The sequence below is a fragment of the Burkholderia cepacia genome, assembly GCF_001039005.1.
In the GTDB taxonomy this organism is placed as follows: Bacteria; Pseudomonadota; Gammaproteobacteria; order Burkholderiales; family Burkholderiaceae; genus Burkholderia; species Burkholderia theae.
Map to the genome: position 1 here is coordinate 36,617 of NZ_LDWR01000055.1, position 22,165 is coordinate 58,781.

Annotated in this window: 17 protein-coding genes and 3 pseudogenes; 9 read left to right on the plus strand and 11 right to left on the minus strand. The window is 65.3% G+C overall.

The genetic code is table 11. The features are described from left to right. The first annotated feature begins 70 nt into the window (after positions 1 to 70). Both VL15_RS28730 and VL15_RS28735 read left to right on the plus strand, forming a co-directional pair. Entirely contained in the window at positions 71 to 988 is a 918-nt protein-coding gene (locus tag VL15_RS28730; protein WP_048250083.1) for a LysR family transcriptional regulator, read from the plus strand. 109 nt (positions 989 to 1,097) lie between these two features. Beyond that, on the plus strand, positions 1,098 to 1,913 hold the full coding sequence (locus tag VL15_RS28735; RefSeq protein ID WP_048250084.1) for an alpha/beta fold hydrolase: 816 nt from the start codon (positions 1,098 to 1,100) through the stop codon (positions 1,911 to 1,913). A 36-nt stretch (positions 1,914 to 1,949) separates the two neighbouring features. On the opposite strand, the gene VL15_RS28740 is transcribed toward VL15_RS28735, so the two are convergent. The 3 genes from VL15_RS28740 to VL15_RS28750 all read right to left on the minus strand — a co-directional run bounded on the left by VL15_RS28740 (position 1,950) and on the right by VL15_RS28750 (position 4,754). Further along, positions 1,950 to 2,303, minus strand: a complete 354-nt coding sequence (locus tag VL15_RS28740) for a hypothetical protein (protein ID WP_048250085.1) — start codon at positions 2,301 to 2,303, stop codon at positions 1,950 to 1,952. A gap of 179 nt (positions 2,304 to 2,482) precedes the next feature. Next, the gene (locus tag VL15_RS28745; RefSeq protein WP_230684547.1) at positions 2,483 to 4,057 is read right to left on the minus strand and encodes an intermembrane transport protein PqiB; all 1,575 of its coding nucleotides are present in this window, start codon (positions 4,055 to 4,057) and stop codon (positions 2,483 to 2,485) included. A 34-nt stretch (positions 4,058 to 4,091) separates the two neighbouring features. Continuing rightward, positions 4,092 to 4,754: a DUF3313 domain-containing protein gene (locus VL15_RS28750; protein ID WP_048250086.1), complete on the minus strand. Its 663-nt coding sequence runs from the start codon at positions 4,752 to 4,754 to the stop codon at positions 4,092 to 4,094. A 386-nt stretch (positions 4,755 to 5,140) separates the two neighbouring features. Here VL15_RS28750 and VL15_RS28755 point away from each other — a divergent pair, with 386 nt between their 5' ends. Further along, positions 5,141 to 5,755, plus strand: a complete 615-nt coding sequence (locus VL15_RS28755) for a TetR family transcriptional regulator (RefSeq protein WP_048250087.1) — start codon at positions 5,141 to 5,143, stop codon at positions 5,753 to 5,755. A 113-nt stretch (positions 5,756 to 5,868) separates the two neighbouring features. On the opposite strand, the gene VL15_RS28760 is transcribed toward VL15_RS28755, so the two are convergent. After that, positions 5,869 to 6,489, minus strand: coding sequence for a TetR/AcrR family transcriptional regulator (locus VL15_RS28760; protein WP_048250088.1), 621 nt, complete (start codon positions 6,487 to 6,489; stop codon positions 5,869 to 5,871). A 106-nt stretch (positions 6,490 to 6,595) separates the two neighbouring features. On the opposite strand from VL15_RS28760, the gene VL15_RS28765 reads away from it, so the two are divergent. Next, complete coding sequence (locus VL15_RS28765) at positions 6,596 to 7,837, plus strand: glycosyltransferase (RefSeq protein WP_048250089.1); 1,242 nt, start codon at positions 6,596 to 6,598, stop codon at positions 7,835 to 7,837. A gap of 9 nt (positions 7,838 to 7,846) precedes the next feature. Here the strand turns inward: VL15_RS28765 and hutC are convergent, their stop codons facing one another. The 4 genes from hutC to VL15_RS28785 all read right to left on the minus strand — a co-directional run bounded on the left by hutC (position 7,847) and on the right by VL15_RS28785 (position 13,580). Then, positions 7,847 to 8,542, minus strand: coding sequence for a histidine utilization repressor (gene hutC, locus VL15_RS28770; protein ID WP_048250090.1), 696 nt, complete (start codon positions 8,540 to 8,542; stop codon positions 7,847 to 7,849). A 216-nt stretch (positions 8,543 to 8,758) separates the two neighbouring features. After that, positions 8,759 to 12,100 (minus strand): hybrid sensor histidine kinase/response regulator, encoded by a 3,342-nt coding sequence (locus tag VL15_RS28775; RefSeq protein ID WP_063778221.1) that lies wholly within the window; start codon positions 12,098 to 12,100, stop codon positions 8,759 to 8,761. After that, positions 12,100 to 12,756: a response regulator transcription factor gene (locus VL15_RS28780; protein WP_048250091.1), complete on the minus strand. Its 657-nt coding sequence runs from the start codon at positions 12,754 to 12,756 to the stop codon at positions 12,100 to 12,102. The genes VL15_RS28775 and VL15_RS28780 overlap by 1 nt, the downstream gene beginning before the upstream one ends. Positions 12,757 to 13,127: 371 nt before the next feature. Further along, positions 13,128 to 13,580, minus strand: a complete 453-nt coding sequence (locus tag VL15_RS28785; RefSeq protein WP_048250092.1) for a hypothetical protein — start codon at positions 13,578 to 13,580, stop codon at positions 13,128 to 13,130. 759 nt (positions 13,581 to 14,339) lie between these two features. On the opposite strand from VL15_RS28785, the pseudogene VL15_RS43840 reads away from it, so the two are divergent. The 3 pseudogenes from VL15_RS43840 to VL15_RS43850 all read left to right on the plus strand — a co-directional run. Next, positions 14,340 to 14,417, plus strand: a pseudogene (locus VL15_RS43840) (ESPR domain-containing protein); the annotation flags it as partial. A gap of 408 nt (positions 14,418 to 14,825) precedes the next feature. Further along, positions 14,826 to 17,414 (plus strand): annotated as a pseudogene (locus VL15_RS43845) (beta strand repeat-containing protein); the annotation flags it as partial. A gap of 60 nt (positions 17,415 to 17,474) precedes the next feature. Beyond that, positions 17,475 to 18,113, plus strand: a pseudogene (locus VL15_RS43850) (YadA family autotransporter adhesin); the annotation flags it as partial. A 171-nt stretch (positions 18,114 to 18,284) separates the two neighbouring features. Here the strand turns inward: VL15_RS43850 and VL15_RS28800 are convergent. Beyond that, positions 18,285 to 19,412, minus strand: coding sequence for a porin (locus tag VL15_RS28800; RefSeq protein ID WP_048250093.1), 1,128 nt, complete (start codon positions 19,410 to 19,412; stop codon positions 18,285 to 18,287). Between the two features lie 178 nt (positions 19,413 to 19,590). Then, positions 19,591 to 19,905: a hypothetical protein gene (locus tag VL15_RS28805; protein WP_048250094.1), complete on the minus strand. Its 315-nt coding sequence runs from the start codon at positions 19,903 to 19,905 to the stop codon at positions 19,591 to 19,593. Between the two features lie 337 nt (positions 19,906 to 20,242). Between VL15_RS28805 and kdpF the strand changes: the two genes are divergently transcribed. Then, entirely contained in the window at positions 20,243 to 20,323 is an 81-nt protein-coding gene (kdpF, locus tag VL15_RS43855; protein WP_063778223.1) for a K(+)-transporting ATPase subunit F, read from the plus strand. On the opposite strand, the gene VL15_RS42210 is transcribed toward kdpF, so the two are convergent. After that, a complete protein-coding gene (locus VL15_RS42210; protein ID WP_155420315.1) occupies positions 20,293 to 20,463 on the minus strand; it encodes a hypothetical protein in 171 nt (56 codons plus the stop codon). The genes kdpF and VL15_RS42210 overlap by 31 nt on opposite strands. Here VL15_RS42210 and kdpA point away from each other — a divergent pair. Continuing rightward, positions 20,462 to 22,165, plus strand: coding sequence for a potassium-transporting ATPase subunit KdpA (kdpA, locus tag VL15_RS28810; RefSeq protein ID WP_048250095.1), 1,704 nt, complete (start codon positions 20,462 to 20,464; stop codon positions 22,163 to 22,165). The genes VL15_RS42210 and kdpA overlap by 2 nt on opposite strands.

The window sequence follows — 22,165 nt, forward strand, 5'->3', positions numbered from 1 at the left end:
GCCTGGGGTATCGTCATGGCATGGTCCGGTGGTGGCTTGACGTCGGGACCCTGTCCGGGAGACATCGAAAATGGAGTTGAGACACCTCCGCTACTTCGTCGCGGTCGCCGAGGAGCGGAATTTCACGCGGGCGGCGGAACGGCTGCATATCGCGCAACCGCCGCTGAGCCGGCAGATCCAGCAGCTCGAGGAAGCGCTCGGCGTGCCGCTGTTCGAGCGCAACGCGCGGCCGCTGAAGCTGACCGACGCGGGGCGCTTCTTCTATTCGCATGCGGTGCAGCTGCTCGCGCAGACGACCGAACTCGAATCGATGACGAAGCGGGTCGGCAAGATCGAGCGCAGCATGTCGGTCGGTTTCGTCGGCTCGACGCTGTACGGGATGCTGCCGAAGATCATCCGGCGCTTTCGCAGCGAGTATCCGGCCGTCGAGCTGAGCCTGCACGAAATGTCGACGATGGATCAGATCAAGGCGCTGAAGGAAGGGCGCATCGACGTCGGGTTCGGGCGTATCCGCCACGAGGATCCGAGCGTGCGGCGCGTTGTGCTGCGCGAAGAGCGGATGATCGTCGCGCTGCCGGTCGGCCATGTGCTCGACAGTGCGAAGCCCGTGCTGTCGCTGCACGATCTCGTGAACGACACGCTGATCATCTTTCCGAAAGCGCCGCGCCCGAGCTATGCGGACCAGGTGCTCGCGGCGTTTCATGATCGCGCGCTGCAACCGCGGCGGATCTACGAGACACGCGAACTGCAGATCGCGCTCGGCCTCGTCGCGATGGGCGAGGGCGTGTCGGTCGTGCCGCACAGCGTGTATGGCCTGAAGCGCGATGACATCAGCTACAAGCCGCTCGACGATCCGAACCTCGTGTCGCCGATCATCATGAGCATGCGGATGCTCGACGAATCGGAGGACATCCGCGCGATGCAGGCGCTGATCTACCGGTTGTACGACGAAGCGCAGATGGACTACCTGCCGCCGCAGCCCGAATGAGCACGCGCTCGGTGAGGGCTTGCTTGACGCCGCGCGCGCTCGCGGGCCAACATGCGGCGATTCGATGGGGCCGTCCATGGACGGCCGCTTTTACGCAGACGACAGACACATGACCGATAGCCTGACCGAGGAGACCACCATCGAAACGCCGCAAGGGCGTCTCTTCGCGAAACGCTGGCGCGCCCGTCCGCTGCAGGACGCGGCGGGCGTATCCGCGGCGGCCGCACCGATCGTGCTGCTGCACGATTCGCTCGGCTGCGTCGACCTGTGGCGCGACTTTCCCGCGCAACTCGCAAGCGCCACGCATCGCGACGTGATCGCGTACGACCGCCTCGGCTTCGGCCGCTCGGACCGTCATCCGGGAATGCTCGGCACGACCTTCGTGCGCGATGAGGCCGACCACGCGTTCGACGCGTTGCTCGAACAGCTCGGCGTCGATGCGTTCGTCGCGTTCGGGCACAGCGTTGGCGGCGGGATGGCGGTCGGGTGTGCCGCCGCGCATCCGGATCGTTGCCGCGCGCTCGTGACGGTCGCCGCGCAGGCGTTCGTCGAGGATCGCACGCTGGCCGGCATTCGCGATGCCGGGCAGCAGTTCGACGAACCGGGGCAACTCGACCGGCTCGCGCGTTATCACGGCGACAAGGCCGAATGGGTGCTGCGCGCGTGGGTCGACACGTGGCTGTCGCCGGCCTTTCGCGACTGGAATCTCGACGACGACTTGCCGCGCGTGCAATGCGCGACGCTCGCGATTCACGGCGAAGACGACGAATACGGGTCGGACGTGCATCCGAAGCGGATCGCCGCGCGCGTCGCGGGGCCGTCGTCGTTCCTGTTGCTCGGCCAATGCGGGCACATGCCGCACCGCGAGCGGACGGACGATGTGCTGGCAGCCGTGGCGACGTTCCTGCGCGACGCGGGCGCCTGAGCGCCCGGGCAACCGGCGGGCCGGGCCCGCCGGCTGTCAGAACGCCAACTGGATCGCGAGATCGATCGCGAGCAGCGCGATCGAGCAGCCGATGCCGAGGATCACGTTCGGGAGCCGGTGTTCGAAATCGCGATTGTCGCGGCGCATCGCGGCGCCGAGCAGGAAGATCGCCTCGACGACGATCTGCAGCCCGACGAACAGCAGCATCAGCAGGTACTCGTAACCCATCTGCTTGAACGCGGCGAATTGCATCCCGTGATCGCGGATCCACTGGCCGACGCGCAGCAGTTCGTAAACGAACAGCAAGGCGGGAAACAGGTAGCTGATGAAATAGGTCGGCGCGGTGGCGTGCCGTAGTTCGAGGTGGAAGTGCTGATGCGTGGTGGTCATCACGAATCCCTCCTTGCAACGCATGATTGCGGTTGCGACGGCGGCGCGACAACGTGCGAATTGCGGGGTTACCCGATGCACCGTGCGCAGCCGTACGACACCAGCATACTGCTGCGCGGGAAATTTGGCATGCAGTGCGTGCGTTCGTCGTAAAAATCCGTCAGTGCCGCGCGACGCGCTCACTGCGCCGTACGGGCCGGATGCGTGGTGCCCGATACATTCGGTAACAACCATTCCGGATGCTGTTCCAGATCGCCGGCCAATGCGCGCAGCGCACTCGATGCTCGTGCGAATTGCGCCAGCGTGCGATGGAGGTTCGATGCGTTCGCACCCTCTTGCCGCAGCGTCGCCTGCGCGGCCGTGAATGCCTGTCGCGCGTTGCTCAGCGCATCATGCGCATGCGGTGCAAGTTCGGTATCGAGCTGCGCGAACAGCGCATTGGTGTTGACGAGCGCTGCGTTCAGATTCGCGCCCATCCGATCGAGCGGCAGCCGGGACAGTGTTCCGGCAATATCCGCAATTTGTACGCGCAGCACGTCGAGCGTGCCGGGCACGGTCGGGAGTGCGATCGGCTCGCGATTCGTGTTGACCGACGCGGGCGGCGCATGCGGGAACATGTCGAGCGCGACGTACGAGTGGTTCGCAATCGGATTGCCTACGCGCAGCTGGCCGCGCAAACCGCGCGCGACGAGCGTGCGCAGCAGCGCCTTGCCGGCATCGGTGTTGCCGTCGCCGAGCACGTCGCGGTAGCGCTGCCCAAGGCGATCGGGGTAGAGCGCCATCGTCACGCGCATCGTTACGTCGCCGCGTGCTGCGTCGTATTCGGTACCGACGGCCGTCACGTTGCCAAGTTCGATGCCGCGAAAATCCACCGGCGCGCCGACATCGAGGCCGCGCAGCGAGCGATCGAAACGCATCACGACGGGCGCGGCTGGTGCGTTCGGCGTGCGCATCGCGTCGATTTCGTCGTCGGCCACGCGAAAGCGCGCGCCGTCCGGCGCCGCGACGATCGACGTGCGCCCCGGCGGTGCTGCGAACGCGAGCGCGCCGGCGAGCAGCGCGGCGAGCGACGGCGTGCCGAGTGTCATGCCGCCCGCGTCGAGCCGCAGGCCGAGGCCGCCCGCCTGCCACCAGCGCGCATCCGCATCGACGTACCGATCGAACGGCGCGGCGACGAACACGTCGATCGAGACGCCGTGCCCGCCGGCATCGAGTGCATAACCGGTCACCTGGCCGACGCGCGCGCGCCGGTGATAGACCGGCGAGCCGATTGCAACCGAGCCGAGCGAGGTCGTGCGCAACGTGTAGTGACGGCCGCGGTCTTCGGTGAGCGGCGGTGCATCGAGCCCGGTGAACGTCGTGCGCGGTTCGCGCGAATGACCGAGCGTGGCCGCGATGTAGGCGCCGGATTGCAGCGAATCGAGGCCGGAGAGGCCGCCGGGCCCGATGCGCGGCCGCACGATCCAGAAGCGTGTGTCCGCAACCGCCAGTGCCCGAGCATCTGTGTCCAGTCGCACCTCGACCCGCACACCCGGTTGCCCGCGCAATGCGCGTACGTTCGTGACGCGGCCGACTTCGACGTTGCGCAGCCGCAGCGTCGATCGACCGGCTTCCAGTCCGTCGGCTGTCGCGAACACGAGCGTGATCGTCGGCCCGCGGCTGCCGAGCGCCGCGACGCCCCATGCGACACAGAACGCGGCGGCCGCGAGCGGAGCGATCCAGAAGAGCGCGGCGCGCGGCCAGCGGGCATGCACGCGTGCGAAACACGCCAACGTGCGCCGGCGCGTGTCAGTCGAATTGCGCGACGAGTGCATCGGCGCCCTTGTCGATGCCGGTTTTTGCCGCGCTGAGCGCGCCGAAACTCGCGCCGATGTTCATCGCATTCGGATACTGCTTCGTCACGTACGCGTTGATCAGCCGGTTCGTCGCTGCATCGCGGATCTCCACCGCGTAGATGACCGAGCCCGTGAACGCGCCTTCGCGGCCGCGGATCGCTTGCACACCGTTGTAGACGTTGCCCGCGAGATCGAAATGCGCAAATGCGCCCGCAAACGTCGTGGTCGTCACGGCGCCCGTCAGCGTCAGCTTCACACGCAGCGTGTCGGGGCCCGGTGTGCTCGTCAGCTCGAAGCGCTTGCCGAGCTTCTTCGCGAACGTGTCGCCCATGTACGCGGCGAGCGTCGATTTGTCCTGGTCGGTCAGGTCGCCGAACTGATGGTCGGTGCCGCGATAGACGGCGACCGGGTCGAGAATCAGCTTCCGGTACTGATGCCAGTCCGCCGGCAGCGCGTAGCGGTAGGGCACGCGGCCGGACTTGTCCTGCGGATCGCTGCGCAGGTAGGGCGACGATTCGATGCCGCTGTAGCGGGCGGGCTGGACGCCGGCGCATCCGGCGAGCGCGACGCACAGTGCGGCATTGAGCAGGTGGCTGGGCTTGATCGATCGGTTCATCTGATTCTCCGGGTCGGGGTTCGCGCCGGTGGTGCCGGTGCGAAGGGTGGTGCAACAGGGTGGCGTCGCCGCTTGGGGTTAAAAAAACCAACCAGACGGTTTGTTTTTGGAGCGTAATGACCGCATGAATATCGGGAGCGGCAGGTGGTCCGGCAGTGCTCATCGGCCCGGTTGTCGTGCCACAGGCGGCGATCGCGTACCGGTGACCGGTGTGCGAAACAGCCGTGAATCCGGCCGGAGCCGATGCGGGAGCCGATCGTAGCACCGCCATTTCCGGATGTAAACCGACCAGGCGGTTTGTTTGTGATAGACTCCGCGCACTTCCTGCATGCGGTCGCACCGGTTCGGCGCGGTCGCATTGCGCCACTCCATACCGGGGAAAGTTCATGGATAACCCGACGCGTTCCGAGCGAACGCGCACTGCCGCGATCCAGGCGGCGCTCGCGATCCTCGAGCGCGACGGCCCGGGCAAGCTCACATTCGATGCGATTTCACGCGAAAGCGGCATCAGCAAGGGCGGGCTGATGCATCAGTTCCGCACGAAAGGCGATGTGCTGAACGCGCTGATGGAACATCAGCAGGAGTACTACCAACGATTCCAACGCGACTACCTGGCGGCACGCGATCCGGGTGAGGCGCAGCCGACGCTGTCCGCGCAGATCGCGACGATGCGCGAAGTGATCGACCAGCAGCCGTCGGCGGCGCTTGCGATCATGGCCGCGCTGGTCGAGGATCCCGCGCCGCTGCAACGGGTTCGGGATATCGATGGCGAGAATGCGAAGCGCATCGCGGCCGAATCGGGCGATCCCGATCTTGCGCTGCTGCGCTGGAAGGCGGCCTGGGGCCTCGCGCTATCGGCGATGTTCGGGCTGTGTCCGCTGTCGGACGACGAGCGCGCGCGGTTGTTCGATCGTTTGCTCGACGAGACGCAATGGCCGTCGGGCGGCGATGCTGCCGCGCAGCGCGGCGCACCGGCGGCGAAAACGTCGCGGAAAAAATGAAGCGCGCGATTGTCGCATGCGGCGCGGCGGTCGCCCGTTTCGTGCGCTCGCTGCTCGCGGTCGTGCTCGGGCGCTTGTGAGGTTATGACCGCCTGACCGGTGGTTTGCGCCGTTCAGCGCTTCGCTTCCGCGCCTTCGACAAACAGCTTCGCGACCGACTGAAACTCCCGTTTCAACGACAACCCCGGCACGGTCAGCCAGCGCAGCATCGCCGCGAGATACAGGTGATGGAACCACGTCGCGAGCTGGTCGGCCCGCAGGGTTGAGTTCAGTTCGCCGGATTGCTGCCCCGCGGCGATCAGTTGCTGCCAGACCAACGCGATATCGCTGCCGTTCTCTCCGCCGCTTTCCGGTTCAACCGTGCCGATGCTCAGGAAGCGGTGCCGCAGATAGGCGAGCAGGTACACCGGATGCTGCTCGCACCACGCGGCCGATGCATCGAGCACGCAGCCGATGCGTGATGCAAAGGTCTTGCGCCGCGCAACATCACGCTGCAGATGCGCGAGATCGCGCGCGAGTTCGCCTTCGAGCCAGTGCGCGAGCACGGCTTCCTTCGTCGGAAAGTGGTTGTACAGCGTGCGCTTCGCGACATCGGCCTGCGCGGCGATCTGCTCCATCGTGACGGCTTCGTAGCCGTGTGCATCGAACAGGCGCGCGCCGGTGGCGGCGAGATGCGCAAGCATCTGGATGCGCTTGCGCGCGCGGCGGCCCGGATCGTCGGTCGGAATCGGCATGGCGGGAGGGATTGACTGAAAGTGCACGAATTGCATTAGTATACGACGTGCATTTTTATGAATCCACCCGTTTCCATCCGTTTCCGCTGCGCACGAGGAGTCATGCATGAAGCTCGTCATCGCCACCTACGGCACCGAAGGCGACACGCGCCCGCTCGCGGCGCTCGGCCGTGCGTTGATGGACGCCGGCCACGACGTCCGGCTGCTGGCCGACGCCGCGACGCTCGGCTCGGCCGCGGCGCTCGGTGTGCCGTCGGCGCCGTTGTCCGGCGATATCCGTCGCGCGATTGCGCCGGATGGCGCGTTGTCGGAGGCGGTGCGCGGGCGCGGCGGCTTCAACGATACGTCGAAGGCGCTCGCGGCGATCGCGAATGCGAACACGGCCGCATGGATGCGAGAAATCGCGGACGCGTCGGCCGGTTGCGACGCGATCCTCGTGTCGGGCCTCGCGTCGTTCGTCGGGCTGTCGGTCGCCGAGTATCGCGGCGTGCCGGCAATCGGCACGGGCATGATCCCGATTACGCCAACCGCGGAATTCGCGTCGCCTTTCCTGCCGCCGGGCAAGTTGCCGCGCTGGCTGAACCGCGCGAGCCACCGGTTCGTGAACGCGCTGCTATGGCAGGCATTCAGGAAGGCGACGAACGCGGCGCGCGCAAGCGTCTGCGGGCTGCCGCCGCGCAAGCGGGTGTGGACCGACCATCCGATGCTGTACGGCGTGTCGCCGGCGCTGCTGTCCGGCCCGGCCGACTGGCCGTCGCAGGCGCTTGCATGCGGCCAGTGGCGGATCGATGCGCGCGCATGGACACCGCCGCCCGACCTTTCCGCGTTTCTCGAATCGGGCGATCCGCCCGTGTATATCGGTTTCGGCAGCATGGCCGGTTTCGACCGGGCCGCGATGGCCGAAACGCTGGCCCATGCGCTCGCCGGGCGGCGCGCGCTGTTCTACCCGGGCTGGAGCGGCATCGATGCGTCGCTGCTGCCGGCGCACGTGCGCGTGATCGGCGAAACGCCGCACGACTGGCTGTTCCCGCGCACGTCGATGGCGATTCATCATGGCGGGTCGGGCACTACGCATTCGGCCGCGCGGGCCGGCATTCCATCGGTCGTCGTGCCGTTCGCGGGCGATCAGTTCTTCTGGGCGGACCGGCTGCAGAGGCTTGGTGTGACGGATGCGCCGGTGGCGGGGCGGCGCGTGGACGCCGCCGCGCTTGCGCGGGCGATCGCGTTTGCCGAACGCGGCGACACGAAGGCGCGTGCCGCGGAACTCGGCACGCGTATCGCGCGGGAAGACGGTTTGAAGCTGGCGGTCAGTGAGATCGAGCGATGGGGGCGGCCCGGCGCGCGCTGATGCCGCGCGTCAGAAATGCCCGGTGAACCGGTAACGGCTGCCCGGATGCCATAGATTGGCGACCGACGCGACCATCCCTTGCGACCACGTACGCCGATGCAGCAGCAGACACGGCTCGCGGTCGTCCATCGTCAGATGGCGGCGCGTTTCGGTGTCGGGCATCGCGGCCTCGATCCGGTATTCGACGCGCTGCAGCGGCGCGACGCGCGTCAGGTACTGGTTCGGCGTCGTCGTCGTGAAGTCCTGCAACGCGTATTCGGGCGCGCAGGCCGGATTGACCCAGCGTTCCTCGAGTTGCACGGGCGTGTCGTTCTCGAAGTGCAGCACGCGCGAATGGAAGATCGGGCTGCCCGTGTCGAGCTGCAGTTCGTCGGCGAGCTTCGCATCGGCGATGGCCGCGCCGACCTGCAGCACCTGCGCGCGATAGCCGTGGCCGCGCGCGGCGACTTCGTCGGAGATGCTGCGGATCGCGACCAGCGTCGATTCGTATTTCGGCGACGCGACATACGTGCCGGAGCCGCGCGTGCGCGTGAGCACCTGCTCGGCCGTCAGCTCGCGCAGCGCGCGGTTGACGGTCATCCGCGCGACGTTGAATTCGCGCGCGAGCTCGTTCTCCGACGGCACCTGGTCGCCTTCCGCCCATTCGCCGGCATGAATGCGCGCGAGGATGAAGTCCTTGATTTCCTGATAGATCGGTGTGGTCATTGCGTCGCTATTCGATTGGCGGCGTTCGTCCGGGACGGGTGAATGTTCCGTGCTCGCGCGTGTTGCGTCCATGCGGGATTGCGCAGGGTGCTCCGGCGGTCGTGCCGTGCCGCGCCCGCCCGCGTACGGCAACGGCGCGTTGTCCGGCCGACAAGTATAGACAAGTCGCAGCGCCGCCCGGCCGAATGAACCGGACCATGACCGGGAGCGGCAGAATCACCCGCCGGATGAGCCGCGTGCAGGCGCGTCCGGCGGGCCGTCCGGCGTGCATACGACCGGCGCGAGCGTCGCGCGCATCGTCTGCAGCGCATCGGCGATCGCCGCACATTGCGCGTCGATATCGCCGTCCCAGCTTGCGGTCTCGGCGATCAGGGTGCGCAGGTCCTGGCAGTGTTCGACGAGCTGGGAGGGGCCGAGCACCGCCAGCCCGCCAGCGACGCGATGGAGCCAGCGTTCCAGTCGAACGGTGTCATGCGCATGGACGATCGCGCCCAGTTCATGAAGATCGGTCTCGACCTGTTCGACGAACACCCGTGCGTACTCGTCCGGCACGACGGGAAGCATCGGCGGGTCCACGTCGTCGTCGGGCGACGTGGTCGCGTCGGACAGCGGATCGACGGGAACCTTGGTGCTTTCGAGGACGTTCGCCAGCGTCGCGAGCGGCACCGGCTTGGTGAGGTAGTCGGTGAAGCCGCGCGCGCGGCCCTCGGCGATATCCTCGGGTCGCGCGCTGGCACTGACCGCGTAGATCGGCAGGCGCATTCCCGAGTTGCGGATCGCGTGCAGCAACGCAAAGCCGTTCATCACGGGCATGTCGATATCGGTCAGCACGACATCGACCGGGACCTTGGCCAGCAGCGCCAGCGCTTCCTCGCCGTTGCCTGCTTCCTCGACGCGTGCGCCGAGCGTCGTGAGCTGATCGCGCAGCAGGCTGCGGTTGAGGAGGTTGTCTTCTGCGATCAGTACGGTCACCGTGTCGAAGTGGGCCCGGGCGGCAGGCGCGGATGCGCTGTTCTGCGCAGGTCGTGCCGTCCGGCGCCGGTGGCCCGGCCGCGCGATCTGCGTGGCGGCCTTGATTCCGATCGGGCTGAACAGCGAGACGACTACGTTGCCGCTTTCGTCGGCGTGCGGCACCAGCGGGCCGTCCTGCGTCGCCAGCACGACCGATTCCGATTTGCCCCACCACGCATGAATGTCGCGCGCCGCGAACTCGTCGGTGGCGATCAGGTAGTCGTACGCGCCGGGTTCGAGCGGCTCGCGCAGGTCCGACACGACGACCGGAACGGACGCATCGAGATCGAACAGGCCGGTCAGCCATTCCTGGTATTCGTGCGCACGACAGAGCAGGACGGGCCGCTTCGCCGGCAACGTCCACTCGGCAGACGGCATGGCGGGGTCCTGCGTTCGCAATGGCAGCTCGACGACAATCCGGGTACCGACGCCGACCGTGCTGTCGAGCGAGATATGGCCGTTCATGAGTGCGCAGAGGCGTGAGCAGATCGACAGCCCGAGGCCGGTGCCCCTGGCCTGGGTCAAGCGGTTGCTGTTGCCTTGCGTGAATGGCTGGAACAGTCGCGCCTTGAGCTCGTCGGGGATACCGATGCCGGAATCGACGACGCTGATCTCGAGTTTCTGGTCGACCCAGCGGGCGCGCAGCACGATCTTGCCGGATTGCGTGAACTTGAATGCGTTGCTCAGCAGGTTGTTGACGATCTGCGACACGCGTACGGGATCGAAATACAGCGGCGCCGGGATGGTGCGATCGAATACGGTGAAGAAGCGCAATCCCTGCTGCGTCGCAAGGTGCGCATAGGACGATGCAATGCGGCACAGCAGATCGGCGATCGATGCCCATTCCTCGCTCAGGCTGAGTTCGCCGACGTCGATCTTCGAGAAGTCGAGCACGTCGTTGACGATCTGCAGCAACCCTTTCGCGGAACTCTGCATCGCGCGGACGCGCGCCTGCTGTTCCGCCGCGAGCGGGCCCAGCGCGACGAGTTCGATGTTGCCCACGAGCGACGCGAGCGGCGTGCGAATCTCATGGCTCATCGACGCGAAGAAGTTCACTTTCGCACGAGCGGCCTCCTCGCTGGTGCGCTTCGCCTCGCGCAGCAAACGCTCGGCTCGATGATGTTCGGTCATGTCGGTGATGGCGCAGAAAAGCACTTCTTCGCGATCGAGTACGGCCGGCGCGTAGGTGATTTCGAGGTGCATGCTGCCACCGTTGCTGCGTTCCAGCGAGAACGTGAACTGGAAGATGTGCGTGCCGCCTTTGGTCGACACGTCCTGCCGGCGCACGCCGAACTGACCTGCGAGTGTTTCGGGCAGGCGGGTGTCGGACGGCTGGAGTGCGAGCAGGTTGCGTGCGAGCTGGTTGGCCACCATGATTTCCATGTTGGCCTTGCGCGCGACGCACAAGCCGACCGGCGTCGCCTGCACGAGAAGATGGTTGAGCATCTCGTTCTCGAGTGCCCGGGATGCTTCGGAGTACGTGCGGGTCAGGAACCGATAGTTCCAGTAGCGGAACATCGCGAGGAGCAGCACGATGAGCGCAGTGGTGACCGACAGGATCAGCAGCAGCTCGAAGCGCATCGACCGGATCTGCTGATCCCATGGCAGCACGTAGATCATGTGCCCGAAGCCGGGCACGGCAGCCGGGCGTCGCAATGCCCAGCCATACTGCGCAATCCAGTGGAATGATCCGTCCGTGCGGTTGGTCAGCGCAGAGTTGATGGCGCGCGCGGCGGCGGCGTCCGATGCCGCGACGAGCGGCGTGCCTTCTTCGTCGATCGCGATCGGCGTCGGTGTCGACAGATCGGCGATCTGCGGCTGCAGTACCCCGCTGAGGTCCATGCTGGTCAGCGCGACGGCGTAGACCGCATCGCCTTTCGTGACGAGCGACGCGGCCACCATCACCGGTATGTCGTTCTTGCCGTGTTCGGGAATGGCGACCCACACGACGCGCTTGGCGCGTGCCGCGGCGAGCGGTTCGTACCCACGCGCGCGAAACCGTTCGTACACGATATCGACGAGCTTTTGGGCCGAGGCTTCGGGTGGCGCGGACATCGGCAGTGTCGGCCACGCGCTGAATTGGTGTCCGTATGCGGCGCTGCCGTCGGCCAGAATCATTTGTACGCCGCGGCGCCGGCCGGCCGCGGCCAGCAACTGCACGGCTTCGTCGCAACTCTCGCGCAGCGTGACGGCGTCGGCCGACGTGGCCGGTTGAGCCGACGTGCAGCTATGCGGGAACGGCTGTTGATGCGGCGCGAGTACGCCGTTCGCCCGCAGCTCGAGCACCATGTTCGCGGTCAGCAGCGCGCTGCGAAGTTGAAGGACGGCATCGGCCGTGTCCTGCTCGTATGACTGGGCGATCTGTTCTTCGTGATGGAGCGAACTCGACAGGCGCGCGGTGATCGTGATCGCCGCCGCCGCGATGGCCGCGAAGACCAGCAGCACGATCACCATCGAGAAGACCCGGCGCTCGCGCTTGAGATTGTTTTCCAGCGAATAGAAGGAGCGCAGCGGCGATTCGTCGAAATCCTTCAGGAAATTCTGCATCAGACAAGCCCCTGCTCGCGGGCATAGGCGATCAGGTCCGCGTTGGTCGTCACGTGGAGCTTCCGCATGGCCGAGCGCTTCTGCGTGGATACCGTCGTGATGGAGCGGTTGAGCTGGCGGGCGATGTCGGTCAGCGACGTGCCGCGGGCGAACAGCCGGACGATCTCCAGCTCCTTCAGTGACAGCACCGAAGGGCGTACGCCGACCGCGAGTTCGCCGGTTTCAGCCAGGCGAGCGGCCATTCCCGGCGACAGGTACGGACGGTTGGCACCGAGCGCGCGCGCGCAGGTTTGTTCGAGTGCGGCGAGATCCTCGTCCTTGCCGACGAGTCCCGCTACGCCCATCTGACACAGCTGGTGCAGGACGCCGCCGTTCGTCAGCATCGTGAAGACGACTACGGGGATGGAGTTGTAAAGACGCCCGAGTCTGGCGATCAGCCGCAGCCCGTCCTCGTCGGGTTCGGACTGCTGCATCGCGAAGTCCGTGACGATCAGGTCGCAGGCCTGCTTGCCCAGCGTCTCCAGCAGTTCGTGGCCCGACCCGACGCCCGCTGCGACCTTGAAGCCCGGCAGCGCGTCGATCGCACGGATGATGGCGAGTCGGGTGATCGGATGATCGTCCGCTACGATGACTTGGGTGTCCTGCAGTAAGGTCATGTCGACTCTCCGTGGGGCAAGGGTGCCTGGCGAGACGGGTTCCCGGCGGTTGCGCCGCGGGGCGGCCGACCGGCGAGCGGACCGGTGTGGTGGTCGCTCCGTGACGGCGAACCGGATGCAGCCGCGGTGCATCCGGCCGATGCGGGATCGGTCGAGCGTCTGCGTCCGTGAAGAAGGGGGCTCGTCATGTGCTGCCTTCCATCGGCGTGGTCCGTGGGGCGCATCGATGCGCCCGGCGCAGTGTCCGCGGACCGGGCGAAGCGTGTCTGGCGCGGCTGCACCGACTTTGCGATTTTTTTTTGAGAAAGGCAAGCCGGGGCCGCCGCGGTCGGGCGCGGGCGGCGGCAAACAAGGGGACGCCTGGTCCTTCGCTACCGGCACGGCGGCTTGCCGGTAGGAAAGCGGGGTGCCCGACCGGTTGCGCGTCGCGTGCAGTCGATGTTGAAGCAGTTGACGCGAAAGCCGCCCTCGTCACCCATCGGGTGATGGCACGGAACGGTTTGCATCCATATGAAATCTAGCGGAGGCGCAGGCGCCGCGTCGTCCCGTCGACAGTGTTCGGCGGCCGCGAGCGTGTCGCGCTGCGGCACGAAGCTGGCCGACGCGATGCCGAATATGCCTGCCGTCACGCCCATGCCGGCGACGAGGAGTGTCGAGGCCGCACCCAGCCACCATTCGACTGAGCCGAAATACCAGACGCCGAAAAGAACCATGCAGAAAAGCATGAAGAACACCGGCAGCAGAAACAGCGCAAAGCTGGTCAGCCATTCGCAAATCAAGTAGATGCGTTCGCGCCGGATGCCGCGGCGAGTCCATGAGGTCATAGTGTGGACCGGTTTCGGAATAATCGATCGAGAGGAATACGAGTCTGTTTTTCCTGGTCGGTTTTATTTCGACGGGGATTTTCGTCGTGGATGAGGTGGAGTTTGCGGGGTTTTTCGGAAGCTGGACGCGGCCGGGTGATTAGAAAATCTCGAAAAACACGGAAAAGCTAGTTTAAGGGAAGTGGCGTTTCGCGAAAATCGTATAAGTTCGAAAGTCAATCGTCGAGATTGACGGTGCGCCGAGGTGATGCTGGTCAATATGGCGCCAGGTACTGTGTCGACGTGGCCCCGATTCGGTTCCGGTCCCGATTCGCGAATTCTCCGGAACCTGCCGGAACCTGCCGCTCCGCGCTATCCAGCACTGACGCGGTGCGTTTTCGCTCCGTTTTCCTGGTCGGTTTACGGGTGGGTATTTCAAGGTTTCTGACATTTATTTCGAAGAAGTTCTATATCCCAAAATTACTCCGGGCGATATCTTGTTGATCGATGGATATGCCGAGCTTCAGGTGATTTGCGGTGTTTGAGTAAATGCAGATCTGCCGTCTGGGTAATTTTATATTAATCGGCGCTCATCCAGATCGACTGGCGCAAGTTCGATTTTGAATTATCGCGCGAGTCGTCCTTCCAGCGTAATCGGCACGCCGATTTCGAGTTTCCGGCTACATCGCCGGATTGCTTGGAAATTCAATCCGTTGGACGTTAATTGATCTTCGCCGAGCGCCGGAAACGGGATACGGCGGTAAAACAGGGGTGGTTGTAATGAATCGAATCTTTCGGGTTGTATTCAATCGGGTGCGCGGGGCGTGGGTCGTCGTGAGCGAACATTGTTCGGCGACGAGCAAGGGGAGCAAGTCGGAGTGCACGGCAGGCGCGCGTTGTGTCGACGCGCCGGGATCACGCGTCGCGCTCTTCAGGCTGTCGGCACTGGCTGGCGTCGTTGCGTTGTCGTCGATGCCGATTGCGGCGTTTGCGAACGATGTCGCGTACTTCAATGACGGAGTCGATTCTTCCTGTACGGCGCTGACCGATCCCAGCGGGACGTGGCAAACGTCCGGTGCTGCATGCCAGATGGCGATCGGCGCGTCGAGCAACCAGGCGAGTTTTGCAGCCGTCGGCTCGAGCCTGCATATGACATTGAACGGGAACGGGCTGTTTCTCAACGTCCCGATGGAAGTTTATGGCACGGGCAACTTGATCCACGGCAGCCTGAGCCTCTTCAGCGTTGACGGCGTTACCGCGAATTCGCTCACGGGTGTCGCGAACGGCAAAGTGGCTGCAAACAGCTACGACGCCGTCAATGGCGGGCAATTGTTCAGCCTGTCGACGAGCGTCTCGACCGGGTTGAGCACGACGAACAATACGGTGACGAGTTTGTCGACGTCGACGGCCGCGAGCGTTGGTTCGTTGTCGACTGGACTGAGCGCGACGAATGATGCGGTGACGAGTCTGTCGACGTCGACGGCAACGAGTGTTGGTTCGTTGTCGACGGGCCTGAGCACGACGAACGATACGGTGACGAGCCTGTCGACGTCGACGGCCACGAGCGTTGGTTCGCTGTCGACGGGCCTGAGCACGACGAACGACGCCGTGACGAGCCTGTCCACATCGACGGCCACAAGCGTTGGTTCACTGTCGACGGGTTTGAGCGCGACGAATAGCGATGTATCGAATCTGTCCACCGGTCTTGGCGCAACGAACGCAAACTTGACGAGCCTCTCGACTATCGTTGCTGACTCTGTTCAGTATGACGATACGGCCCATACCAAGGTCACGTTGGGAGGTGGCGGTGCATCATCCCCGGTGACGCTGTCCAATGTTGCTGCAGGCGTGGATCCGACAGATGCGGTGAACATGAGCCAGCTCACGTCACTCTCGACGTCGACGGCTTCGGGTCTCGGTTCGCTGTCGACTGGCTTGAGCACGACAAACGATACGGTAACGAGCCTGTCGACTTCGACGGCCACGAGCGTTGGTTCGCTGTCGACGGGCCTGAGCGCGACGAACGACGCGGTAACGAGCCTGTCGACATCGACGGCCACGAGCGTTGGCTCGTTGTCGACGGGTTTGAGCGCGACGAATGATGCGGTGACGAGTTTGTCGACGGGCCTGAGCACGACGAACGACACGGTAACGAGCCTGTCGACGTCGACGGCGACGAGCGTTGGTTCGCTGTCGACCGGCCTGAGCACGACGAACGACACGGTAACGAGCCTGTCGACGTCGACGGCGACGAGCGTTGGTTCGCTGTCGACCGGCTTGAGCACGACGAACGATACGGTGACGAGCCTGTCGACGTCGACGGCCACAAGCGTTGGTTCGCTGTCGACCGGCTTGAGCACGACGAACGACGCGGTAACGAGCCTGTCCACCTCGACGGCCACGAGCGTCGGCTCGTTGTCGACGGGCTTGAGCGCGACGAACGACACGGTGACGAGCCTGTCGACGTCGACGGCCACGAGTGTTGGTTCGCTGTCGACCGGTCTGAGCACGACGAACGACACGGTAACGAGCCTGTCGACGTCGACGGCCACGAGCGTTGGTTCGTTGTCGACGGGCCTGAGCACGACGAACGATACGGTCACGAGTCTGTCGACATCGACGGCCACGAGCATCGGCTCGCTGTCGACGGGCCTGAGCACGACAAACGACACGGTAACGAGCCTGTCGACATCGACGGCCACGAGTGTTGGCTCACTGTCGACGGGCCTGAGCACGACGAACGACACGGTAACGAGCCTGTCGACGTCGACGGCGACGAGCGTTGGTTCGCTGTCGACGGGCCTGAGTACGACGAACGACACGGTAACGAGCTTGTCGACCTCGACGGCCACGAGCGTCGGCTCACTGTCGACGGGCCTGAGCACGACAAACGACACGGTAACGAGCCTCTCGACGTCGACGGCCACGAGCGTTGGCTCGTTGTCGACGGGCTTGAGCACGACAAACGACACAGTGACGAGCTTGTCGACCTCGACGGCCACGAGCGTTGGTTCGCTGTCGACGGGCTTGAGCACGACGAACGACACGGTAACGAGCTTGTCGACCTCGACGGCCACGAGCGTCGGCTCACTGTCGACGGGCTTGAGCACGACAAACGACACGGTAACGAGCTTGTCGACCTCGACGGCCACAAGCGTTGGTTCACTGTCGACAGGCCTGAGCACGACAAACAACACCCTGGCGAGCCTGTCCACATCGACAGCAACGAGCGTCGGCTCGCTGTCGACGGGCCTCAGCGCGACGAACGACGCCGTGACGAGCCTGTCCACGTCGACGGCGACCAATCTCGGCTCGTTGTCCACCGGCCTGAGCACGGTGTCCGGTTCGGTCAGCAGCCTGAGCACGAGCCTGACCAACATCCAGGCGGCGGTCGGCAACGCGGTTTCGTACGACAGTCCAGCGCTGGACAGCGTGACGCTCGGCGGCGTCGGCGCGACCACGGCGGTACGGCTGACGAACGTCGCGGCAGGCGACATCGCCGCAGCCAGCACCGACGCGGTGAACGGCAGCCAGCTCTACGCGCTGCAGAGCCAGTACAACGTGCTCAGTACGCAGATCGCCGGGATCAATACAACGATCACGTCGATGCAGACCGTGTCGGGTTCGGCGTCCAACGAGAACAGCACGGCGATGGGCATCGATTCGCAGGCATCGGGTGCGAACAGCACGGCGACGGGCGGTAACGCGATCGCGTCGGGCAACAACGGCACGGCAACGGGCGGCGGCTCGACGGCGTCGGGCGACAACAGCACGGCGACAGGCGGCAACGCGATTGCGTCGGGCGGGAACAGCACGGCGACGGGCGGTAACTCGCAGGCGTCGGGCGACAACAGCACCGCGATGGGCGGCAACGCGGCGGCATCGGGCAGCAACAGCTCGGCGATCGGCGGCAATTCGGTCGCATCGGGCGACAACAGCACGGCGACGGGCGGCAATTCGGTGGCATCTGGCGACAACAGCACCGCGAACGGCGCCAACGCAACGGCATCGGGCGGCAACAGCACCGCAATGGGCAGCAGCGCGGTTGCATCCGGCGAGAACGGCACGGCGGTGGGCGGCAACGCAGCCGCGAGCGGCGCGAACAGTACGGCGCTCGGTCAGAACGCCACGGCGTCGGGCGTCAACTCGGTCGCGCTGGGCGCGGGATCCGTCGCGAGCGCGCCGAATACCGTGTCGGTCGGTTCGCCCGGCAACGAGCGGACGATCAGCAACGTGGCACCGGGTGTCAACGGCACGGACGCGGTCAACGTGAACCAGCTGAACCAGGCGATGGGCGGCCTGCAAGGCCAGATCAACGATGTCGCGAAGAGTGCGTACTCGGGTATCGCCGCGGCGACCGCACTGTCGATGATTCCATCTGTCGACCCGGGCAAGACGCTGTCCGTTGGCATCGGCGGCGGTTCTTACCGCGGGGAGCAGGCGGTCGCGCTCGGCGGCACCGCGCGGATTACGCAGAACCTGCAGGTTCGCGCCGGCGTCGGCATGAGCGGCTCGGGCACGGCGGTCGGCGTCGGTGCGTCGTACCAGTGGTGATCTGACGTCCCGTTCTCGGCGTCATGCCAGCCCCGGCGCGTTGCGGCGCGCCGGGGCTTTTTTGCGTGAACGGAATGCACGGTTTGCTTGCGCGTCGATTTGCATCGCGACCGGACGTCGTGCCACTCACGTGACCGTAACGGCCCGTTCCGACCCACGATGCCACCTGCGTCAGAACCGATGCCGGATGCCGACCGTCGCGACCACCTGCGTGTTCGTCGACGAAGCCGCGAGCCCCGTGACGTTCGCGAACCCGAGCGTCGTGCCCGACGGCACGCCGAACTGGTGCTGGTACACGGTTTCCGCATACACGTCGGTACGCTTGCTCAGCGCGTAGTCGGCCATCAGCGTCACCTGATGCCATTTCGGCCGGTGGCTGCCCGTTGCATCGTCGTAGCGGCCTTCGGTGAACGTATAGGCGCCCGCGAGCGAGACCGCCGGTGTCAGCGCATAGCGCGCATTGACCTCGTAGTTGTCGAAACGCAGTGCGTTCAGCGCGCCGGGCAGCGACGATTCGGCCGTCTCGTCGAACATCGAATGCGTCCACAGCGCGCCGACCGTCAGCCGGTCGAACGCGTAGCTGCCGCCGGCGCCCATCACGCGCTGGCGCACGGCGGGGAAGTTCGCCCCGTCGTTGTTCGACAGCGCACCGCCGGCCGTCAGCCCGCCGCGGTTGAGCTGCAGGTACGCGGCGCCGAGGTTGACCGGCCCGTTCGCATACGACACGCCGGCGCTGTACGCACGGTTGTTCGCGAAGCCGCCGGCCGCGTTGCTGAACCCGTACAGGCCGCCGAACTGCCAGCCGGCGAGCGTCGGGCTCGTGTATTTCACCGCGTTGTCGATGTAGAACGAATCGTCGATGTTGTCGTTGTCGAACGGGTGCGACGCGAGGTTGTTGCCGTCGCCGTTGTTCGCCATCGCGAGCGGGCCCAGATAGTCGACGACGGCGTCGTACTGGCGGCCGAGCGTCAGTGCGCCGTACTGGTCGCTCTGCAGGCCGACGTACGCACGGCGGCCGAACATCGTGTTCCGGTACGACTGTGTACCGTTGTTCAGGTTGAAGCCGTTCTCGAGGCGGAACAGCGCATGCAGGCCGCCGCCGAGATCCTCATTGCCGCTCAGGCCGAAGACGGTATTCGACAGCAGGCCGCTGCCTTGCTGCCATGTGCTTTTACCCGACTGGTTGTTGGTATAGACGATACCCGCGTCCAGCATCCCGTAGAGCGTGACGCTGCTTTGCGCATGCGCGGCGGCGCCGAAGAATGCGAGGGAGAGGGTACCGACGACTGCTTTTTTCATGGAGAGTGCTTCCTGGAAAGGCCCGTAACGACGGGAACGACGATCCGTCGCGCGCACCGGTCGCGAACGCACGCGGCTTGTGAAGAACCGCACGCGTTCGCGCCGGATACGCGCGTTCGAATCGATGAAACGGGTGGGGCGCGTGACGCGTGTCACGCGTGGCCGCGGCAAACGCCGGCTAGTGCTGCAACAGGCGGATCGTGCCGAATTCGGCGGCCGGCAGCAGGCGGAGGATCGACAGGATCGCCGGCGATGCCTGCGAGCGCGCGACTTCGAGCTCGATGCACGCGCGCCCGGTGCGGTTGTCGATCGCGGCGGTGTAGAAGTTGAGCGCGGCGCCGACGGCCTGATGCAGGCGGCGCCGCACGAGCGCGAGGTTGTCCGATTCGACGCGGATCGACAGCAGCACGAGTTCGTCCGCGGGGGACCGGCGCCGCGAACGAACGGACGGCAGATCGCGTGAAGCAGCGGATTCGGTTCTGGTCGGTTTCATGCTTTCATCCCCGGGTCGCATCATGCTCCGCACCGCGGAGATCTCGTGTTGGTCATGGCACCCATTCTAGGAATCGCCGTGGCGATACGGTGTATAGACTCGCACCGACCCTGAAAAGAACGCGTAAAGACACCGGTTCCGCCGGCTTTCGTCTTTACAGCTTTTTTATTCCCTGTAAAGAAAATGAACACCGCTTTGATACGCGGATTTCTACACTGTCGCATCCCATTCGCCAGTCGAGCATGGGGGCGTCATCCAGGCCAGCGCCGACACGGCAAGGCCCGATGCGCCGACGATCGCGTGGATAGGCCGCGCATACGAACAAAAGGGGAAAGCCATGTTGTGGATCACCGGCGCGTTGTCGATCGCGCTCTTTATCTATCTGTTTCATGCGCTGATCAAGCCCGAGCGGTATTGATCGGCGCGATTCAACAGAAATTCGAAACTATCGGTGGATGTCATGAGCGATTTGCTTTTCGTATTGTTCACGCTCGCGTTCTTTGTATTGACGGCCGGTTTCATCACCGGCCTCGACCGGATCTGAGCGAGCGTCGACATGTTCAACAATCTCATTCAATTCGCGATCGTTCTCGCGATCATGCTGGCGCTGGTGCCTGTCGTCGGGACATGGCTCGCGCACGCCTTCACGAGCCCGCGCCACGCGTGGGCCGAACGCCGCACCTATGCGCTGCTCGGCGTCAATCCCGACGAAGCGATGTCGTGGCAGCGCTACGGCATGGTGTTGCTGCTCAGCAATGCCGGGATGATGCTGCTCGGCTATCTGCTGCTGCGCATCCAGGATGCGCTGCCGTTCGATGCGCTGCAGCGCGCCGCGCAAAGCCCCGACCTCGCCTTCAACACGGCCGCGTCGTTCATCACGAACACGAACTGGCAGGCGTATGCGGGCGAGAGCAGCCTGTCGAACTTCTCGCAGATGGCCGTCATCACGTTCCTGATGGTGGTCAGCGCGGCAACCGGCGTCGCGGCCGCGGGCGGCTTCATTCGCGGGCTGAGCCGCAAGAGCGCGGCCGACATCGGCAACTACTGGGTCGATTTCACGCGCGTGACCTATCGCGTGCTGCTGCCGCTCAGCTTCGTGATGGCGCTCGTGTACGTGTGGCAGGGCATGCCGCAGACGCTCGCGTCCGACGCATGGGCGACCACGCTCGAAGGCGTGCGCCAGCAGATCGTGATGGGGCCGGTTGCCAGCCTCGAATCGATCAAGCATATCGGCACGAACGGCGGCGGCTTCTTCAGCATGAACGCCGCGCATCCGTTCGAGAACCCGACGCCGCTCACCAACACGCTGCACATGCTGTCGATGCTGCTGATTCCGTCCGCGCTGACCTACACGCTCGGCACGATGATCGGCCGGCGCCGCCAGGGCTGGGTGATCCTCGGCGCGTTCGTCGTGATGTTCGTCGGTTTCCTGGCGGTGATCTACCCGGCCGAGCAGCACGGCAATCCGCTGCTCACCGGGCTCGGCGTCGACCAGCAGATGAGCGCCGTGCAGCCGGGCGGCAACATGGAAGGCAAGGAGATGCGCTTCGGCATCGCACAGACGAGCCTGTTCGCAACCGTCACGACGGCCGCGACCACCGGTTCGGTCGACGCGATGCATGACTCGCTGACGCCGCTCGGCGGGCTCGTGCCGATCGCGCAGATGATGCTGAACAACGTGTTCGGCGGCGACGGCGTCGGGCTGATCAACCTGTTCACGTTCGCGATCCTCACGGTGTTCCTCGTCGGGATGATGATCGGGTGCACGCCGGAGTTTCTCGGCAAGAAGATCGAGGCGCGCGAGATGAAGCTCGTGATGCTCGCGGTGCTCGCGCATCCGTTCAGCATCCTCGGCTTTACCGCGCTGGCGTCGATGCTGCACTCGACGATGGACAGCCTCGCGAACCTCGGCCCGCACGGCTTCAGCGAAGTGCTGTACGCATACACGTCGGGCACGGCCAACAACGGATCCGCGTTCGCCGGCCTGAACGCGAACACGCCGTTCTTCAACACGACGATCGGCTTCGCGATGCTGATCGGGCGCTACCTGACGCTGCTGCCGATGCTCGCGGTCGCGGGCAGCCTCGCCGCGAAGAAGAGCGTGCCGGAAAGCGCGGGCACGCTGTCGACATCGACGGGCCTGTTCGCCGGCTTGCTGATCTTCGTGATCCTCGTCGTCGGCGGTCTCACGTTCCTGCCCGCGCTCGCGCTCGGCCCGGTCGTCGAGCACCTGCTGATGTCGGGCGGCCAACTGTTCTGA

Excerpts from the sequence above, each read along its gene's own strand:
- VL15_RS28730 (WP_048250083.1), top strand. The coding sequence starts at position 71 with ATGGAGTTGAGACACCTCCGCTACTTCGTCGCGGTCGCCGAGGAGCGG.
- VL15_RS28735 (WP_048250084.1), top strand. The coding sequence starts at position 1,098 with ATGACCGATAGCCTGACCGAGGAGACCACCATCGAAACGCCGCAAGGG.
- VL15_RS28740 (WP_048250085.1), bottom strand. The coding sequence starts at position 2,303 with ATGACCACCACGCATCAGCACTTCCACCTCGAACTACGGCACGCCACC.
- VL15_RS28750 (WP_048250086.1), bottom strand. The coding sequence starts at position 4,754 with ATGAACCGATCGATCAAGCCCAGCCACCTGCTCAATGCCGCACTGTGC.
- VL15_RS28755 (WP_048250087.1), top strand. The coding sequence starts at position 5,141 with ATGGATAACCCGACGCGTTCCGAGCGAACGCGCACTGCCGCGATCCAG.
- VL15_RS28760 (WP_048250088.1), bottom strand. The coding sequence starts at position 6,489 with ATGCCGATTCCGACCGACGATCCGGGCCGCCGCGCGCGCAAGCGCATC.
- VL15_RS28765 (WP_048250089.1), top strand. The coding sequence starts at position 6,596 with ATGAAGCTCGTCATCGCCACCTACGGCACCGAAGGCGACACGCGCCCG.
- hutC (WP_048250090.1), bottom strand. The coding sequence starts at position 8,542 with ATGACCACACCGATCTATCAGGAAATCAAGGACTTCATCCTCGCGCGC.
- VL15_RS28775 (WP_063778221.1), bottom strand. The coding sequence starts at position 12,100 with ATGCAGAATTTCCTGAAGGATTTCGACGAATCGCCGCTGCGCTCCTTC.
- VL15_RS28780 (WP_048250091.1), bottom strand. The coding sequence starts at position 12,756 with ATGACCTTACTGCAGGACACCCAAGTCATCGTAGCGGACGATCATCCG.
- VL15_RS28785 (WP_048250092.1), bottom strand. The coding sequence starts at position 13,580 with ATGACCTCATGGACTCGCCGCGGCATCCGGCGCGAACGCATCTACTTG.
- VL15_RS28800 (WP_048250093.1), bottom strand. The coding sequence starts at position 19,412 with ATGAAAAAAGCAGTCGTCGGTACCCTCTCCCTCGCATTCTTCGGCGCC.
- VL15_RS28805 (WP_048250094.1), bottom strand. The coding sequence starts at position 19,905 with ATGAAACCGACCAGAACCGAATCCGCTGCTTCACGCGATCTGCCGTCC.
- kdpF (WP_063778223.1), top strand. The coding sequence starts at position 20,243 with ATGTTGTGGATCACCGGCGCGTTGTCGATCGCGCTCTTTATCTATCTG.
- kdpA (WP_048250095.1), top strand. The coding sequence starts at position 20,462 with ATGTTCAACAATCTCATTCAATTCGCGATCGTTCTCGCGATCATGCTG.
- VL15_RS42210 (WP_155420315.1), bottom strand. The coding sequence starts at position 20,463 with ATGTCGACGCTCGCTCAGATCCGGTCGAGGCCGGTGATGAAACCGGCC.